Origin of the sequence: Streptomyces sp. NPDC096105 (assembly GCF_044763335.1) — a bacterium.
Taxonomy (GTDB): domain Bacteria; phylum Actinomycetota; class Actinomycetes; order Streptomycetales; family Streptomycetaceae; genus Streptomyces.
Genome location: NZ_JBIWGC010000002.1, coordinates 494,736 through 510,662 on the forward strand (window position 1 = coordinate 494,736; position 15,927 = coordinate 510,662).

Sequence of the window (15,927 nt, forward strand, 5' to 3'; positions counted from 1 at the left end):
GGCTTTTAGCTGAGGCAGCATGGCTGAAGGGGTCAGCGGCTCAATCCCGTAAGCGCCAGCCCACACCACATACGCGCTGTAGAAAGCCTCAGCGTTCGCATGGATGCCGGGGCGAGGGTGCGCGTACCGAAGGAACTGAGACACAGCACCAGGGGCCACACTGGACAGCTCGCGCTTCCGACGCTGGCGGCAGGCTTCCCGGCAGTACTTCGAAATGCGGCCGTTCTTCGAACGCTCAACCTGAGTACCGCAGACCACACAGGGAAGCGACCGGCGCGTTTCCTGGTCTGCCCGCTGGCGAGTGACAGCCGCCTTCCTGGTACGCGCCTTCTTCTCACGTTCCTGCCGGGCGGCTAGTTCGTCTTCGGACAGCGCAGCGAATCGGCGGGCATTCACATAACAGCGCTGAGAGCAGTAGTCAGAACGGCGGCGGGCAGGACTGGTGCACGCGGACCATGCGCATTCACGGCCAAACATCTTCGGTCAACCTCCCAGGGAGTCAGCGGGGCAAGGTGCCCTCAGACATGTACTAGGGAGTCGAATGACCGGAAGCTGTCGCCACTGTATGAGCAGTGCAGAAACTACACACCGACAAAGGGCCTCTGACCTGGGGTTTTGCTGGGCGCGACCGGAAAGTCTCACCTGAGGCTTAGAAGCGCCGTTTCGGCTATAGAACTCTTAGAAGGTTGAGCGCTTCTAATACTTAGTAGATATAAAGCGGTCGTAGGGAGGTAAAAGCGCAGGTCAGAGGGGGTTTAGGGGGTGTGTAGTTTTGTTGACCACCCGCGCTGTTCCTACACTCCGCCAGTCGGAAGCCCCCTGAGCGCCCCTGGTCGGCTCTCTGGTGTCTGGCCCCACCGGCAACCTGAAAGTCGCTCAGACGGCTTCTCAGGGCTTCCCAGGGGTGCCCCAGGGAACACGAAAGCCCCCGTCCCGGCACGCTGCCAGAACGGGGGCTCAGAAGGGTTGGCGGCTTACGCTGCCGAAGGGAAGACGCTTGCGCCACCAGCGACGCCACGCCAGATTTCCCGTGACGCTTCGTTCATGTCGTCGGTCATCTCAAAGGGGCTCACCCCAGTGATGCCCAATTCCTCGCGGATACGCAGAACGATTTCACGGATAGTTTCCGCACTCACGGCATCTCTCCTTATGCCTGGTGGTCCGTACAGGACATGACTAGTGAGCCGAATGCTTGACCTGACTACCCGTCAGAAAGGGGGATCGCCGGCCTCGAATCCGGGTGATTTTCGAAGGGGCGTCCTCAGGCGAAGAAGAATGAGCCTGACCACTGGTCCCGAAGCCGTTTGAGTGCCTTACTGCGAGCAGCGGCAACATGACCCTTCGGCATGCCCAGGGACGCGCCAATCTCGGCATCGCTCATCCGGCCGTGACTGCCAATGCCGTACGTCATCTCAATCACTGCCCGCTGCTTCGCTCCCAGGGCAGACAGCATGACCCCCACCAGGCCCCTAGACGGCCCTGTAACGGCCTCTGAGGGGGCAGGGGCTCCCAGGTCTTCCGGCAGGGTGTCTACGGGGCTCACAGCGGCTCTGACGGCTTTCGCTGTCGCGGGACGCATGCGCCATGCCAACTCTCCCGAGCACATGAGCCGTTCGGCTTCCTCAGGGTCACCCTGGGCACGCTTGCAGGCGGAGCGCCAGAGCTTGACCTCATCCACGCTGACGCCCGGATATCGCATGGCGCAGTAGGCATCCATCATTGCCCCGGTAACGGTGCGCTCAGCGAACACGACGAACTGACCGGCCGTGCCTCCTGTAAAGCGGCTCAGGCCACGCCACAGGGCTTCGCGGCCCTCTTGTGCTAGGTCTTCGACGTACCAAGGATCAATGCGCCGGGCGCGTGCCCTGATGAGTCGGTCAAGGCTTCGCAGCAATTGCGATGTGGCTTCCTGGTCCCCTGTCAGCGCTGCCGATATCTGAGCTTCCACGCTGCCCCCTTCCGCTGAGACGAGAATAAGGGGCGATTTTCAATATGTCCATTTTCCGTAGGTGGTTGGCATTTTCCGTAGGTGGGTTATTTACGATTTCCCATAGGTGGCACCTACGGACTTCCGGGGGTGGTCAGCGCGCGGCCCCAGGTGGCTGCCTGGCGGCCTCAGCGAAGCCCAGGGCAACCAGGGGTCAGCGAAGCTCTCAGTGGCTCTCAGAGCGGCCCTCAGTTCATCCGGACACAGCAAAGCGCCCCCAGCATCCCGTCAGGGACACCAGGGGCGCTCTGGTCATTCAGAGATCAGCGCTGCCTGTTCGTCGCGTCCATATGGTCGGCTAGTTCCTCTTCTCGTGCGATGTTCACCAGCGTCTCTTGGGCAGGGTCCAACTCGCGTCGCCATGCCGGACCCGCGAAAGTGGCTGTGACTCGCTGGGGGTCGAATCGCTTAGGTGCACCGGGCGTTGCCGGACGGACGATTACCCGTGCCCCCAGGTCCGCCAGCAGTTTCCGCCGCCCCTCTTCGTTGCGCCGTTCCCATTCATCCTCGATGGTCCCGCCAGTGGAAACCCAACGGCCCTCGGCGTGTGCGGCTTCCGCCTGTAGTTCGTCCTGCCGCTTTTCCAGTGCCGTCAGTTGCCCGATGACTACCCGTGCCGCAGAGCCGCTGGGGTCGAGTTGTGCAAGGTTTCCGGCAAGTCGCTCGATTTGCTGTGTCACTTCGGACAGTTGAAGAACTGCGCTGCCGTCAGGCTCAGCCCAGCGCATGAGGGCGAATCCGCCGAAGCGCTTCAAGTAGTCAGCGGTGACCAGTTCTTCAAGGTTCCGGGCAATGATGACGTTGGGCTTGTGGATACCTTGCTTGCCCACACCCTTGCGGCAAACGTAGGTGCTGTAATCCTTCCCGTTCACGGTGCGGCGCTGGCGGTACATGGGACCGTTGCATTCTGAGCAGAGCGCCACGTGCAGGAGTAGCGCCTTGCCGGTTCGGTCAGTGCCGCGACCCTTGGCCTTGCCGTCGAGAATCGCTCGCACTGCCGCCCAGGTGTCAGCGCTGAATATCTCCGGCCCTGCCGATACAGGCTTCCCCTCTGCATTCAGCACCGGTTGATTGTGGATGGCTCCCCGCTTTTGCCCCGGTACCGCCTGCACAAGCCATCCGCGTACGGCAGGGGTGTAAAGCACATCGCGCAGAGTGGTGGTATGCCACTTCCCGCCCCGCAGCTTCCGGCCGTCACGCTCCCTGGCATGCTCTGCCGGGGGCAAAACTCCGCGTTCGTTTAGTTCCCGAGTAAGCCCACTCAGCGAAGCACCGTGGTTGATGAGCTTGTCAGCGCACTCGCGCAGGATGCTTGCCGCTGATTCATCGATGACCCAGCGCTTGTTGTTGACCGGGCCGCTTACTGTATAGCCGTAAGGTGCCAGCCCGCCCAGGTGGTTCCCGCGTGCGCGAAAGTGCTTTTTACTGTCAGTGATACGCGCCTTAATCATGTCCCGTTCGTACTCAGCGAATGCCGCGAGTACGTTGATGATGATGGACGCATTTTCCGGACTGACCACCCCGTCAGCGGTGATGATGGTTGTGCTGGTGGACTTCGCGGCGTCTAGAAGTCGCTGAAATTCCAGAACGCTTCGGGCGTACCGGTCGAGTTTGGCGGACAGTACGAAGTCAGTGCGCGGAAGCCAGGAAAGAACCTCACGCATTCCGGGGCGGTCTTCCAGTCGGCTGGCTCCGCTGACGTTGGTGTCGGTGGCAATGTGCACCACCTTCCATCCCCGCTGAGCGGCGTAAGCCTTGCAAGCGGCAATGCGGTGGTCCGGGGCTTCCTCTGCGAAGAGGCGCGACAGTCGGTCATAGATCACGCAGGTTGGCTGGCTCACGGAGTGTCCCTAGTGAGTCGGACGCCTATGCACTGTTAGGCGAGACACCCGGGCGGCTCGGGCACGGTCCACGCCAACGCGGCGAGTGACGTCCCCGCCCGGCTGGAGGCGCTCGGCACGGCGGCGGGGCTGGACCGGTTCGCCCTGCACAGCCAGCTCGCGGCGGCCTTGTCGGTGGTGGTGCACCTGGTGCGGGACCGGAGCGGCAGGCGCCGGATCGCCGAGGTGCACGTGCTGGAGCGGGACGCCTCGGGGCTGGTGCGGACGGCGCCGGCGCTGCGCTGGGGACCGGAGACCTTCGTCGCCCAGCCGGGCTGGCCGCGCCTGCGGCACCTGCTGCGTACCGCGCACGACGGCGAGGTCCGGGCCGGGCGAGAGGCGGTCGGGGCATGAGCGGGGCGACCGGGACGTCGATGGGCGCGGCGGCGTGTCTGGGGGCCGCGGCCTGGCTGCTGGGCGGCGGCGGGCACGCGGAGGCCAGGCGGGTGCGGGCGCTCACCGGGGACGGCAGCGGAGCGTCGGGGTGGCCAGGGGCCGTGCTGCGGGCCGGGGACCGGCTTCGGCGGCGGCTCCGTGCCGAGTGGGCGTCGTTGGCCGTCGGAGTCGTGCTGGCGGTGCTCGGGGCGTCGGTGCTGCCGGCCGTCGCGGGGGCGGCCGGTGTGCCCGCGCTGCGGAGGGTGCGGCGGGCCGCCGCCGCACGCAAGGAGCGGGACGGTCGCGCGGACGCGGTGATCGCGTTGTGCGGGGCGCTCGCCGGGGAGCTGCGGGCAGGGAGGCAGCCGGGAGAGGCGTTGCTGCCGGCCGCCCGGGACTCCGGAGGGCTCGGTGACATGCAGGCGGCCGTGCTGGCGGCGGCGCGGTTCGGCGGGGACGTGCCGGACGCGCTCGCGGCGGCCGCCCGGCAGCCCGGCGCCGAAGGACTGCGCGGTCTCGCCGCGTGCTGGCGCGTGGCGGTGGACCAGGGCGCGGGCCTCGCGGACGGTCTCGACCGGCTGGAAGCGGCACTGCGCGCCGAGCGGGACCAGCGGGCCGACCTGCGCGCGCAGTTGTCCGGCGCCCGTACCACGGCGGTGATGCTCGCGGGGCTCCCCGTGGTGGGGCTGGCCCTGGGCGCGGCCCTGGGCGCCGATCCGCTGCACGTCCTGCTGCACACGTCGTCGGGATCGGTCTGTCTGGCGGCCGGCGGGGTGCTGGAGGGGCTGGGCCTGTGGTGGGCGCTGAGGATCATGCGCGGCGCCCAGGAGGCGGCGGCGTGAACGGTGACGTCGTCCACAGGCTGGGGACGGTCGCGTGGATCGCGGTCGTGCTCGTCGGGGCGTGGGCGTGGTGGCACCGCATCCGGTGCGAGCGGCGGACACGGCGGCGGCTCGACGCGCTCTCGGCCCGGCAGCGGAGGAGAACCGGCGCGCACCTCCCGCTGCTCCGGGCCGCGCGCGGTCGGCTGCCCTACGTGGCGGTCGCGGGCGCCGGGTGGGTGACGGTGGGCGGACTCGGCGGCGTGGGGCTGGGGCTGCTCCTGGCGGCCGGACTGTGGCGCTGGCACCGGCGGCGGACACGGGCGGCCGCTCAGGCGAAGGGGCCCGACACCGCACAGGCGGCGCGTCGACTCCCGCTCGCCGCCGACCTGCTGTCCGCCTGCATCGCGGCCGGCGCCGGCCCGGTACCGGCGGCACAGGCTGTCGGGGAGACCCTGGGCGGCCCGGTCGGGGACGCCTTGGCGCGGGGCGCCGCGGAGGTACGGCTCGGCGGTGAGCCGGGCGAGGCCTGGCGCCGGCTGGCCGCCCTGCCCGGCGCGGTCCCGCTGGCCCGGCTGCTGGAGCGGGCCGATGTGTCCGGACTCCCGCTGGCCGCACCGGTGGGCCGGCTCGCCGCCGAGGCGCGGGCCGAGTGGACCCGCGCGGCGACGGCACGGGCCCGGCGGGCGGCGGTCCTGATCAGCGCGCCGGTGGGGCTGTGCTTCCTGCCCGCCTTCATCGCCGTCGGCGTCCTGCCCGTGGTGATCGGGCTCGCGGGCGGGGTGCTGGGAGGAGGTGGCTGAGAGGGCGACGGGACACCGGCGGGACCGGCGCGGGTGACGGATGACCGAGCCGGACGACGAAGACGGATCACGGAGACGGAGGACGGCAAGGACATGGCACGTATGGAGGTTCGGATGTATCGGGTGGTACGGGCGCGGCTGCGTGCCCTGACGGCGAGGGTGCGCGGGACGGGGAGGGACGCCGGGATGGTGACCTCGGAGTACGCGATGGGCATCGTGGCGGCGGTGGCGTTCGCCGTGGTGCTCTACCGGGTGGTCAACAGCGCCCCGGTCAGCACGGCCCTGCGGAACGTCGTGCAGCAGGCCCTCGATGGCCGGATGTGACAGGTGGCGCGACCGTGGGTTCGTGACGGCGGAGTCGGCCCTGGTGCTGCCCGTGCTGGTGCTGTTCGTGACGGCGCTGGTCTGGGCGCTGATGGTGGTGGCCGCACAGATCCAGTGCGTGGACGCGGCACGGGCGGGCGCCCGGGCGGCGGCCCGCCAGGATCCCCCGGACGCGGTGGTCGAGGTGGCCCGGGAGGCCGCGCCGGCCGGTGCGCGGGTCACGGTCGGCCGGGACGCCGAGCAGGTCCGGGTGACCGTCGTGGCGAGGGCGCCGATGCTGCGAGGGCTGCCCTTCGAGCTGCGGGAGGAGGCCGTCGCGGCGGTGGAGGGGACGGTGGCGGCCGCGGGCGTGGGGAGGGGGACGTGAAGGACGCCCCCGCATGCCCGGACCGGGGGTCCGCGTCCGTCTGGAGCGTCGGTGCGGTCGCCGTGCTGTGCGTGGTGTTCGGGGTCGTGCTGGCTCTCGGGCACGCCGTGGTGGTCCGGCACCGGGCGGCGGGAGGCGCGGACCTGGCGGCGCTCGCCGCCGCGGACCACTGGACGCGGGGCGCGGCGCAGGCGTGCGCGCGGGCGGACCGGGTGGCCCGGGCCCAGGGCGCGCGGCTGGTGCGGTGCGTGATGACCGGCGAGGTGTCGGACGTGTCGGTGGCGTCCGGCACGGGGCCGTTCACCGCGGAGGTCAGGGCGCGGGCGGGGCCTGCGCATCCGGTGCGGCCTCCGCCGGTTCCCCGCTCGTCCCGGTGACCTTGAGGGCGTCCCCCGCGTCCTCCCGGTCGCAGGCTCCCTCGGAGGTCTCCGCTTCCTCCGCCCCCTCCGCCTTCTCCATGGGCGCCCCCTCCAGCAGCACGTCCAGGAGTCGCACGGCGCCCCGCTTGTGCAAGGGGTCGTTGCCGTTGCCGCACTTGGGGGACTGGATGCAGGAGGGGCAGCCGGCCTCGCACTCGCAGGAGGCGATGGCCTGGCGGGTGGCCGTGAGCCAGGAGCGGGCGGTGCGGAAGGCGCGTTCGGCGAAGCCCGCGCCGCCCGGGTGGCCGTCGTAGACGAAGACCGTGGGCAGCAGGGTGTCGGGGTGCAGCGGGATCGAGACGCCGCCGATGTCCCAGCGGTCGCAGGTCGCGAACAGCGGCAGCATGCCGATCGACGCGTGCTCGGCGGCGTGCAGGGCGCCGCCGAGGATCTCCGGGTCGATCCGGGCCCGGTCCAGCTGGTCCTCGGTGACCGTCCACCACACGGCACGGGTGCGCAGCGTACGAGGAGGGAGGTCGAGTTTTGTCTCGCCGAGCACTTCGCCGGTGATGACCCGCCGCCGCAGGAAGGAGACCACCTGGTTGGTGACCTCGACGGAGCCGAAGCACAGGCGTCCGTCACCCCAGGGGATCTCGGTGTCCGTCTCCAGCACGGAGATGGACGTCGTGTCCCGGGCCACGGTCGTGTAGGAGGGGTTCGCCCGCTCGACCAGGGCGACGGAGTCCTCCAGGTCCAGGGAGCGGACGACGTAGGTGCGGCCCTGGTGCAGGTAGACCGCGCCCTCGTGGACGCTGGTGTGCGCCGCGCCCGCGTCGACCGTGCCCAGCAGCCGGCCCGTCCCCGCCTCGACGACCTGGACCGGGCGGCCGCCCTCCCCGCGGATGTCGGTGAGGTCGGCGGCCCGTTCGCGGCGGGTCCAGTGCCAGGCCCGGGTCCGGCGGCGCAGCAGCTTCGCGGCCTCCAGCTGCGGCAGCAGCTCCTCGGCGGCGGGGCCGAAGAGGGCGAGGTCGTCCTCCGTGAGGGGCAGTTCCTCGGCCGCCGCGCACAGGTGCGGGGCGAGGACGTAAGGGTTGTCGGGGTCGAGGACGGTCGACTCGACGGGCCGGTCGAAGAGTGCCTCGGGGTGGTGGACGAGGAAGGTGTCCAGCGGGTCGTCGCGGGCCACCAGCACGGCGAGCGCGCCCTGCCCGGAGCGTCCCGCGCGGCCTGCCTGCTGCCACAGGGAGGCGCGGGTGCCCGGGTAGCCGGCGATGACGACGGCGTCCAGGCCGGAGACGTCCATGCCGAGTTCCAGGGCGTTGGTGGCGGCGAGGCCCAGGAGTTCGCCGGAGTGCAGGGCGCGTTCGAGGGCGCGGCGCTCCTCGGGGAGGTAGCCGCCCCGGTAGGCGGCGACCCGCCGGACCAGGGAGCGGTCGACCTCGGAGAGACGCTCCTGGGCGATCACGGAGATCAGTTCGGCGCCGCGCCGGGAGCGGACGAAGGCGACCGAGCGGACGCCCTGCACGGTGAGGTCGGTCAGCAGGTCGGCGGCCTCGGCGGTGGCGGTGCGGCGGACGGGGGCGCCCTTCTCGCCGTGCAGCTCGGTCAGCGGCGGCTCCCACAGGGCGAACACCAGTTCACCGCGGGGCGAGGCGTCGTCCGCCACCTCGACGACCGGCAGGCCGGTGAGGCGGCGTGCCGCGACAGCCGGCTCGGCCGCGGTCGCCGAGGCCAGCAGGAACACCGGCGACGCGCCGTAGCGGGCGCACAGCCGCCGCAGCCGGCGCACCACCTGGGCGACGTGCGAGCCGAACACGCCCCGGTAGGTGTGGCACTCGTCGATCACGACGTACTTGAGCGCCTTGAGGAAGGAGGACCAGCGGGGATGGGACGGCAGGATGCCGCGGTGCAGCATGTCGGGGTTGGTCAGCACGTAGTTGGCGTACTGGCGGATCCATTCGCGTTCTTCGAACGGAGTGTCGCCGTCGTGGACCGCCGCGCGCACCGAATGGCCCAGTGACTGTGAAAGTTCCTTCACAGACCGGCACTGGTCCGCGGCGAGGGCCTTCGTGGGGGCGAGGTAGAGGGCGGTGGCGCCCCTGCCGTTCGGGGCCTCGGCGCCGTCCAGCAGGGTGGACAGCACGGGCACGAGGTAGGACAGGGACTTGCCGGAGGCCGTGCCGGTGGCGACCACCACGGACTCGCCGTCCAGGGCGTGCTCGGCGGCCCGTGCCTGGTGGGCCCAGGGGTGTTCGATTCCCGCGGCCTGCACGGCGGCGATCACCTCCGCGCGGATCCGGTCCGGCCAGACGGCATGGCGGCCCGCACGCGGGGGCAAGTGCTCCGTATGAGTAATGCGCGAAGCCCGGCTCGGTCCGGACGCGAGCCGGTCCAGGACGTCGCCCGGCGCGGCGGTCCCGGATCGCGTGTCCGTCGAGGGTCGATCGGATCGGTGATTCTTGGCCATCGGCACCGAGTGTGTCACTGGCGTGACGGACAATGGGGCCAAGGCGTCGTGCACGCCTGCCGGTAAGTGATTGAATGCCATGGCGGCTGGCGAACCGTCCCGGGGGCTGAGCCGAGATGTCCCAAGGGCGACCGCTCGATAGCTAGGTGCTGGAGGATCCGTGGACCTGTCCCTGTCGACCGAGACCGTGGGCGATCGCACGATCGTCAGGGTCGGTGGCGAAATCGACGTATATACCGCGCCCAAGCTGCGCGAGCAGCTGGTCGAGCTGGTGAACGACGGCAGTTTCCACCTTGTCGTCGACATGGAAGGCGTGGACTTCCTCGACTCCACCGGTCTCGGCGTGCTGGTCGGCGGCCTGAAGCGGGTACGAGCCCACGAGGGCTCGCTGCGCCTGGTCTGCAACCAGGAGCGCATTCTGAAGATCTTCCGCATCACCGGCCTCACCAAGGTGTTCCCGATCCACACCTCGGTCGAGGAAGCGGTGGCGGCGACCGACTGACCGCCCGCTCCCGGGCTCTCGCGCCCGGGCAGCACGAGAGACACCGAAGGGGGCCGGGCGTTCGGCGGCCCGGCCTCTTCACCGCACGTCCGTAGTCGCGAGGGGGATGCATGGCCACCGTCGAACTCCGCTTCAGCGCGCTGCCCGAGCACGTCCGGACCGCCCGGCTCGTGGCGGCGGCGGTGGCGCGCAGGGCCGGAGTGGACGAGGCCGTCCTCGACGAGGTCAGGCTCGCCGTCGGCGAGGCCTGCACCCGGGCCGTCGGGCTGCACCAGCACGTCGGCATCTCGGCGCCGGTGAAGGTGCTGCTGATCGAGGAGGAGAAGCAGTTCTCCATCGAGGTCGGCGACGAGGCCCCGCACGCTCCCGTCAGCGCCCGCGCGGCCGGGGACGTGCTCGGCGACGCGGAGCTGGAGACCGAGGAGGACGAGATGGGCCTCGCGGTCATCAGCGGCCTCGTCGACGACGTCGAGGTCAGTGCCGGGGAGAGCGGCGGATCAATCCGCATGAGGTGGCCCACCACGCCGCCGGCCGCGCAGTTCACCTGACCGGTTCACCCGTACGCCGACCGTTTTCCGAAGGGCCCCCTGCATGGGGGCCCTTCGGCGTGTGCGGGTTCCGGAGAGCGCGCTTACAGTGGTTCCCAGCGGTTGATCGCGTGAATTCGTTCACGATCCCCCGTGTCCAGAAAAATGCGATCACGAGAATGCCTCAAAGGCATTACCGATGTCCGGCCGACCGGTCACCGGAGATCAATGGTGAAGAGGGCGTGCGCGCCATTTACATTTCTCGCGGTCTGTTTTGATCAGGTTCCGGTACCTACAATCCCGTCCACATCTTGAGCTCAGCCCAAGCGTCAAGGAGGACGAATGGCGGGGCTTTCCATCTCATACGAGTCGGGCCAACCCACATCCCTCGCAGCCGCCGTGCTGACCGACGAGAACCGCGTGCTCGTGGTGACCATCGGCATCGTGGCCCTGGCGGCGCTGGCAGTCGCGGCGGTCCTGGTGCGCCAGGTACTCGCGGCCGGCGAGGGCACCGACAGCATGAAGAAGATCGCGGCCGCGGTCCAGGAGGGCGCCAACGCCTATCTGGCCCGCCAGCTGCGCACGCTCGGTGTATTCGCCGTCGTGGTGTTCTTCCTGCTCATGCTGCTGCCCGCGGACGACTGGAATCAGCGTGCCGGTAGGTCGGTGTTCTTCTTGATCGGAGCGGCGTTCTCGGCGGCCACCGGATATATCGGCATGTGGCTCGCCGTGCGCAGCAATGTCCGGGTCGCAGCCGCGGCCCGGGAAGCCACTCCGGCCGAGGGCGAGCCGGAAAAGGATCTCACCGCCGTTTCACACAAGGCGATGAAGATCGCTTTCCGTACGGGCGGTGTGGTCGGCATGTTCACGGTGGGGCTGGGCCTGCTCGGCGCCGCCTGTGTCGTGCTGGTGTACGCGGCCGACGCGCCGAAGGTGCTCGAGGGCTTCGGTCTCGGGGCCGCGCTGATCGCGATGTTCATGCGGGTCGGCGGTGGCATCTTCACCAAGGCCGCCGACGTCGGCGCCGACCTGGTCGGCAAGGTCGAGCAGGGCATTCCGGAGGACGATCCGCGCAATGCCGCGACCATCGCCGACAACGTGGGCGACAACGTCGGCGACTGCGCGGGCATGGCGGCCGACCTCTTCGAGTCGTACGCGGTGACGCTGGTGGCCGCGCTGATCCTCGGGTCGGCGGCCTTCGGCGACGCGGGGCTGGCGCTTCCGCTGCTGGTCCCCGCGATCGGTGTGATCACCGCGATGATCGGCATCTTCGCGGTGGCGCCGAGGCGCGCCGACCGCAGCGGCATGAGCGCGATCAACCGCGGGTTCTTCATCTCCGCGGTGATCTCGCTCGTCCTGGTCGCGATCGCGGTGTTCGTCTACCTGCCGTCGTCGTACGCCGGCCTCGACGGGGTGACCGACGAGGCGATCCTGGGGAAGGGCGGCGACCCGCGGGTCCTCGCGCTGGTCGCGGTGGCCATCGGCATCGTGCTCGCCGCGCTGATCCAGCAGCTCACCGGCTACTTCACCGAGACCACCCGGCGCCCCGTGCGGGACATCGGGAAGACCTCGCTGACCGGCCCGGCCACCGTGGTCCTCGCCGGTATCTCCGTGGGGCTCGAGTCGGCCGTCTACACCGCCCTGCTGATCGGCCTCGGCGTGTACGGGGCGTTCCTGCTCGGCGGCACGTCGATCATGCTGGCGCTGTTCGCGGTGGCCCTGGCCGGCACCGGTCTGCTCACCACGGTCGGTGTGATCGTCGCGATGGACACCTTCGGCCCGGTCTCCGACAACGCGCAGGGCATCGCCGAGATGTCCGGTGACGTCGAGGGCGCGGGCGCGCAGGTGCTCACCGACCTGGACGCGGTCGGCAACACCACCAAGGCCATCACCAAGGGCATCGCCATCGCCACGGCCGTGCTCGCGGCGGCGGCGCTGTTCGGCTCGTACCGGGACGCCATCACCACCGGCGCGCGGGACGTGGGCGAACGGCTCAGCGGCGAGGGCGCGCCCCTGACCCTGCTGATGGACATCTCGCAGCCCAACAACCTCGTCGGCCTGATCGCCGGCGCGGCGGTCGTCTTCCTCTTCTCGGGGCTGGCGATCAACGCCGTGTCGCGGTCGGCGGGCTCGGTGGTCTACGAGGTGCGGCGGCAGTTCCGCGAGAAGCCCGGGATCATGGACTACAGCGAGAAGCCCGAGTACGGCAAGGTCGTCGACATCTGCACCAGGGACGCCCTGCGGGAGCTCGCCACACCCGGACTGCTCGCCGTGATGGCGCCCATCTTCATCGGGTTCACGCTCGGTGTGGGCGCGCTGGGCGCCTTCCTCGCCGGCGCGATCGGCGCGGGCACGCTGATGGCGGTGTTCCTCGCCAACTCCGGCGGCGCGTGGGACAACGCGAAGAAGCTCGTCGAGGACGGCAACCACGGCGGCAAGGGCAGCGAGGCCCACGCGGCCACCGTCATCGGCGACACGGTCGGCGACCCCTTCAAGGACACCGCGGGACCCGCGATCAACCCCCTGCTGAAGGTGATGAACCTGGTGGCGCTGCTCATCGCGCCCGCGGTCATCGAGTTCTCCTACGGCGCGGACAGGAGCGTGGGGATGAGGGTGCTGATCGCGGCCGTCTCGGCGCTGGTCATCGTCGCCGCGGTGTACGTGTCCAAGCGGCGCGGGATCGCCGTGGACGACGAGGGCGACGCGGAGCCGAGGCCCAACTCGCCGGACCCGGCGGTGGTTTCCCGGTAACGCACGCCGGACACCGGGTCAAGGTGCGAGCGGGCGGCGCGGATTGACGCGCCGCCCGCCCGCGCGGTTTCCGGCCCGTGACCCTTGTCTCGTCTGGTGCAAATGGCTGCAAAAAGTCTCTTACCGGACGTTCGGCCCGTGGGTGTAGGCCATCCGGCGTGTATGTTCCGGGGCCGAAGGCCATGGAAGGGACCAATCCGGTGAACAAGAAGCTCGCGGCCGCGCTGTCCGGCGGTGCGGTACTGGTACTGGCGCTGACGGGATGCGGCGGCGACGACAGCGACGAGAAGCTGGACGCCTGGGCGAAGGAGGTCTGCGACGCGGTGCAGCCGCAGGCCGCCAAGATCAAGGCGGCCAACACCGCCATCCAGAAGGAGACCTCGGACAACAGCACGCCCGAGGCCGTCCAGCGGGCCGACTCGAAGGCCTTCCAGGACATGTCCGACGCCTACAAGGCCATCGGCGCGGCGGTGAACAAGGCCGGCGCGCCCGACGTCGAGAACGGCGAGCAGAAGCAGCAGGACGCCGTGAAGGAGCTCAACAGCATCTCCGCGTCCTACGCCTCCCTGAGGAAGCAGGTCGACGGCCTCAACACCAAGGACCAGGCGGACTTCGCCGACGGTCTGAAGGACATCGCGGCCGAGCTGGACAAGCTGAGCAAGAGCGGCAGCGACGCCCTCAGCACGCTGGAGGAGGGCAAGGTCGGCGAGGCCATGTCCCGGCAGGCCAGCTGCCAGACCACCACCGCGTCGGCCGGGGCGACCAAGAGCTGACGCCGGGTCGCGGCGCGCGGGCAGCCGAGCTGACGGCGGTTCGTGACGTGCCGGGCAGCCGGCAGCCGGGCGGCTGGTGGCTCGCGGCAGGCCGGGCAGCCGGGCGGACGGCGGCTCCCGGCGCGCCGGTCACCGGGCTGACGTCGGCTCAGCGGCCGCGGATGCGCGCCGGGTGGGGGCGGCGGCCACAATGGGGGGCGTGAGTGACGCCAGCCTGCCGCCCCTGCCCTCGTCCGACCGCACCGACGCCGCCGCCCGGCTGCGGGAGGCGCTGCTCGGCGCCTCCTTCACCGCCGACGGCCTGCTCGACCTGCTCGGCGCCCCCGCCTACGCGGCGCTGGCCCGCAGCGAGACCGTGCCCGCGCTCCGCGCCACCCGCGGGAACACCCCGCTGGAACTGCTCGTCCGGCTGTTCCTGCTCCAGCAGCCCGTGCCCCGCGCGGGCCTGGAGGGCGTCCTGCCCGTCGACGTGTGCCTGGAGAGCGGGTGGCTCCGGAGCGCCGGCGGCGACACGCTCGCGGCGACCGTGGACGTCCGGCCGTACGGCGGGGCCGACGGCGAGGACTGGTTCGTCGTGTCGGACCTCGGGTGCGCGGTCGGCGGCGCCGGGGGCATCGGCAGCCGGGGCGCGGGGGTGGTGCTCGGGGTCGGCGGCGCGTCCACGACACTGGCCGGCATCACCGTCCGTACGCCCGTGGGATCGGCGCTCGACGTGGGCACGGGGTCCGGCATCCAGGCGCTGCACGCCGCCCGGCACGCCACGCGCGTGACGGCCACCGACGTGAACCCGCGCGCCCTGCACATCACCGCGCTCACCCTGGCGCTCTCCGGGGCCCCGGCCGCCGATCTGCGCGAGGGGTCGCTGTTCACCCCGCTGCGGGACGACGAGACGTACGACCTGATCGTGTCCAACCCGCCGTTCGTGATCTCGCCCGGGGCGCGGCTCACCTACCGCGACGGCGGGATGGGCGGGGACGACCTGTGCCGCACGCTCGTCCAGCGGGCGGGGGAGCGGCTGAACGAGGGCGGGTTCGCGCAGTTCCTCGCCAACTGGCAGCACGTGGAGGGCGAGGACTGGCAGGACCGGCTCCGTTCCTGGGTGCCGCGCGGCTGCGACGCGTGGATCGTGCAGCGCGAGGTGCAGGACGTGACGCAGTACGCCGAGCTGTGGCTGCGGGACGCGGGCGACCACCGCGGGGACGAGGCGGAGTACCGGGCGCGCTACGACGCGTGGCTGGACGAGTTCGAGGCGCGCAAGGTGAGGGCGGTCGGCTTCGGGTGGATCACCCTGCGCCGGTCGGACGCCGCCGTGCCGTCGGTCACGGTGGAGGAGTGGCCGCACCCGGTGGAGCAGCCGCTCGGCGACACGGTCCGGGCGTACTTCGAACGGCTGGACCACCTGCGGACGCACGACGACGCGGCGCTGCTGGAGGCGCGGTTCGAGCTGGCGCCCGAGGTGGTGCAGGAGCAGGTCGGGCTGCCCGGCGCCGAGGACCCGGAACACGTCGTGCTGCGGCAGAACCGGGGGATGCGCCGGGCGACCAGGGTGGACACGATCGGCGCCGGGTTCGCCGGGGTCTGCGACGGCACGATGACCGCGGGCCGGATCCTGGACGCCATCGCCCAGCTCCTGGGCGAGGATCCCGTCCTGCTGCGCGACCGCACGCCGGCCCAGATCCGGCTGCTGGTGGAGCAGGGCTTCCTGAACCCGGTGGACTGAGCGGCCCGCGCGGGGCCGAGGACCCCGCGCGCCCCTCCCGTCACACGGGGCACGGTGACCGCTCAGACTTTCCGGTCACACGAGCATGGGTGACCACTCAGGCTTTCCGGTCACACGGGGCACGGTGACCGCCCAGCCTCTCCCGTCACACGGCGCACGGTGACCGCTCAGACTTTCCGGTCACACGAGCATGGGTGACCACTCAGGCTTTCCGGTCACACGGGCATGGTGACCGCCCAGGCTTTCCGGTCACACGGGGCACGGTGACCGC

Annotated in this window: 14 protein-coding genes and 1 pseudogene; 11 read left to right on the forward strand and 4 right to left on the reverse strand. The window is 70.6% G+C overall.

Annotation, left to right across the window (positions count from 1 at the left end):
• Positions 1 to 974: 974 nt before the first annotated feature.
• The 3 genes from ACIQ8B_RS05095 to ACIQ8B_RS05105 form a co-directional block, all read right to left on the reverse strand.
• Complete coding sequence (locus ACIQ8B_RS05095) at positions 975 to 1,136, reverse strand: hypothetical protein (RefSeq protein WP_403545352.1); 162 nt, start codon at positions 1,134 to 1,136, stop codon at positions 975 to 977.
• Between the two features lie 125 nt (positions 1,137 to 1,261).
• Positions 1,262 to 1,948 (reverse strand): sigma-70 family RNA polymerase sigma factor, encoded by a 687-nt coding sequence (locus ACIQ8B_RS05100; RefSeq protein ID WP_403545354.1) that lies wholly within the window; start codon positions 1,946 to 1,948, stop codon positions 1,262 to 1,264.
• Between the two features lie 302 nt (positions 1,949 to 2,250).
• On the reverse strand, positions 2,251 to 3,828 hold the full coding sequence (locus ACIQ8B_RS05105; protein ID WP_403545356.1) for a recombinase family protein: 1,578 nt from the start codon (positions 3,826 to 3,828) through the stop codon (positions 2,251 to 2,253).
• A gap of 45 nt (positions 3,829 to 3,873) precedes the next feature.
• Here ACIQ8B_RS05105 and ACIQ8B_RS05110 point away from each other — a divergent pair.
• From ACIQ8B_RS05110 to ACIQ8B_RS05135, 6 genes and pseudogenes are all read left to right on the forward strand, one after another.
• Positions 3,874 to 4,221 (forward strand): annotated as a pseudogene (locus tag ACIQ8B_RS05110) (ATPase, T2SS/T4P/T4SS family); the annotation flags it as partial.
• Complete coding sequence (locus ACIQ8B_RS05115; RefSeq protein WP_403545358.1) at positions 4,218 to 5,084, forward strand: type II secretion system F family protein; 867 nt, start codon at positions 4,218 to 4,220, stop codon at positions 5,082 to 5,084. The pseudogene ACIQ8B_RS05110 and the gene ACIQ8B_RS05115, both read left to right, overlap by 4 nt.
• Positions 5,081 to 5,866, forward strand: a complete 786-nt coding sequence (locus ACIQ8B_RS05120; protein ID WP_403545360.1) for a type II secretion system F family protein — start codon at positions 5,081 to 5,083, stop codon at positions 5,864 to 5,866. Before ACIQ8B_RS05115 ends, ACIQ8B_RS05120 begins: the two co-directional genes overlap by 4 nt.
• A 114-nt stretch (positions 5,867 to 5,980) precedes the next feature.
• A complete protein-coding gene (locus tag ACIQ8B_RS05125; protein WP_290005347.1) occupies positions 5,981 to 6,190 on the forward strand; it encodes a DUF4244 domain-containing protein in 210 nt (69 codons plus the stop codon).
• Complete coding sequence (locus ACIQ8B_RS05130) at positions 6,177 to 6,557, forward strand: TadE family type IV pilus minor pilin (RefSeq protein WP_290005348.1); 381 nt, start codon at positions 6,177 to 6,179, stop codon at positions 6,555 to 6,557. Before ACIQ8B_RS05125 ends, ACIQ8B_RS05130 begins: the two co-directional genes overlap by 14 nt.
• A complete protein-coding gene (locus tag ACIQ8B_RS05135) occupies positions 6,554 to 6,934 on the forward strand; it encodes an Rv3654c family TadE-like protein (RefSeq protein WP_403545363.1) in 381 nt (126 codons plus the stop codon). Before ACIQ8B_RS05130 ends, ACIQ8B_RS05135 begins: the two co-directional genes overlap by 4 nt.
• Here the strand turns inward: ACIQ8B_RS05135 and ACIQ8B_RS05140 are convergent.
• Positions 6,870 to 9,464, reverse strand: coding sequence for a DEAD/DEAH box helicase (locus ACIQ8B_RS05140; protein ID WP_403545365.1), 2,595 nt, complete (start codon positions 9,462 to 9,464; stop codon positions 6,870 to 6,872). The two genes, ACIQ8B_RS05135 and ACIQ8B_RS05140, sit on opposite strands and share 65 nt — an antisense overlap.
• Before the next feature lie 79 nt (positions 9,465 to 9,543).
• Between ACIQ8B_RS05140 and bldG the strand changes: the two genes are divergently transcribed.
• The 5 genes from bldG to ACIQ8B_RS05165 all read left to right on the forward strand — a co-directional run bounded on the left by bldG (position 9,544) and on the right by ACIQ8B_RS05165 (position 15,656).
• Positions 9,544 to 9,885 (forward strand): anti-sigma factor antagonist BldG, encoded by a 342-nt coding sequence (gene bldG, locus ACIQ8B_RS05145; protein WP_006132569.1) that lies wholly within the window; start codon positions 9,544 to 9,546, stop codon positions 9,883 to 9,885.
• Positions 9,886 to 9,995: 110 nt separating this feature from the next.
• Complete coding sequence (locus ACIQ8B_RS05150; RefSeq protein WP_290005359.1) at positions 9,996 to 10,433, forward strand: ATP-binding protein; 438 nt, start codon at positions 9,996 to 9,998, stop codon at positions 10,431 to 10,433.
• Between the two features lie 321 nt (positions 10,434 to 10,754).
• On the forward strand, positions 10,755 to 13,163 hold the full coding sequence (locus ACIQ8B_RS05155; protein WP_403545368.1) for a sodium-translocating pyrophosphatase: 2,409 nt from the start codon (positions 10,755 to 10,757) through the stop codon (positions 13,161 to 13,163).
• A gap of 182 nt (positions 13,164 to 13,345) precedes the next feature.
• Positions 13,346 to 13,936 carry a small secreted protein gene (locus ACIQ8B_RS05160; RefSeq protein WP_365419114.1) on the forward strand — a complete coding sequence of 197 codons (591 nt, stop codon included), beginning with the start codon at positions 13,346 to 13,348 and terminating at the stop codon, positions 13,934 to 13,936.
• 190 nt (positions 13,937 to 14,126) lie between these two features.
• Positions 14,127 to 15,656, forward strand: a complete 1,530-nt coding sequence (locus ACIQ8B_RS05165) for a methyltransferase (RefSeq protein WP_403545370.1) — start codon at positions 14,127 to 14,129, stop codon at positions 15,654 to 15,656.
• Positions 15,657 to 15,927 lie beyond the last annotated feature (271 nt).

Coding starts and splice junctions, on each gene's coding strand:
- ACIQ8B_RS05140 (WP_403545365.1), bottom strand. CDS start 9,464: ATGGCATTCAATCACTTACCGGCAGGCGTGCACGACGCCTTGGCCCCA.
- ACIQ8B_RS05155 (WP_403545368.1), top strand. CDS start 10,755: ATGGCGGGGCTTTCCATCTCATACGAGTCGGGCCAACCCACATCCCTC.
- ACIQ8B_RS05165 (WP_403545370.1), top strand. CDS start 14,127: ATGGGGGGCGTGAGTGACGCCAGCCTGCCGCCCCTGCCCTCGTCCGAC.
- ACIQ8B_RS05150 (WP_290005359.1), top strand. CDS start 9,996: ATGGCCACCGTCGAACTCCGCTTCAGCGCGCTGCCCGAGCACGTCCGG.
- ACIQ8B_RS05125 (WP_290005347.1), top strand. CDS start 5,981: ATGTATCGGGTGGTACGGGCGCGGCTGCGTGCCCTGACGGCGAGGGTG.
- ACIQ8B_RS05130 (WP_290005348.1), top strand. CDS start 6,177: ATGGCCGGATGTGACAGGTGGCGCGACCGTGGGTTCGTGACGGCGGAG.
- ACIQ8B_RS05115 (WP_403545358.1), top strand. CDS start 4,218: ATGAGCGGGGCGACCGGGACGTCGATGGGCGCGGCGGCGTGTCTGGGG.
- ACIQ8B_RS05160 (WP_365419114.1), top strand. CDS start 13,346: ATGGAAGGGACCAATCCGGTGAACAAGAAGCTCGCGGCCGCGCTGTCC.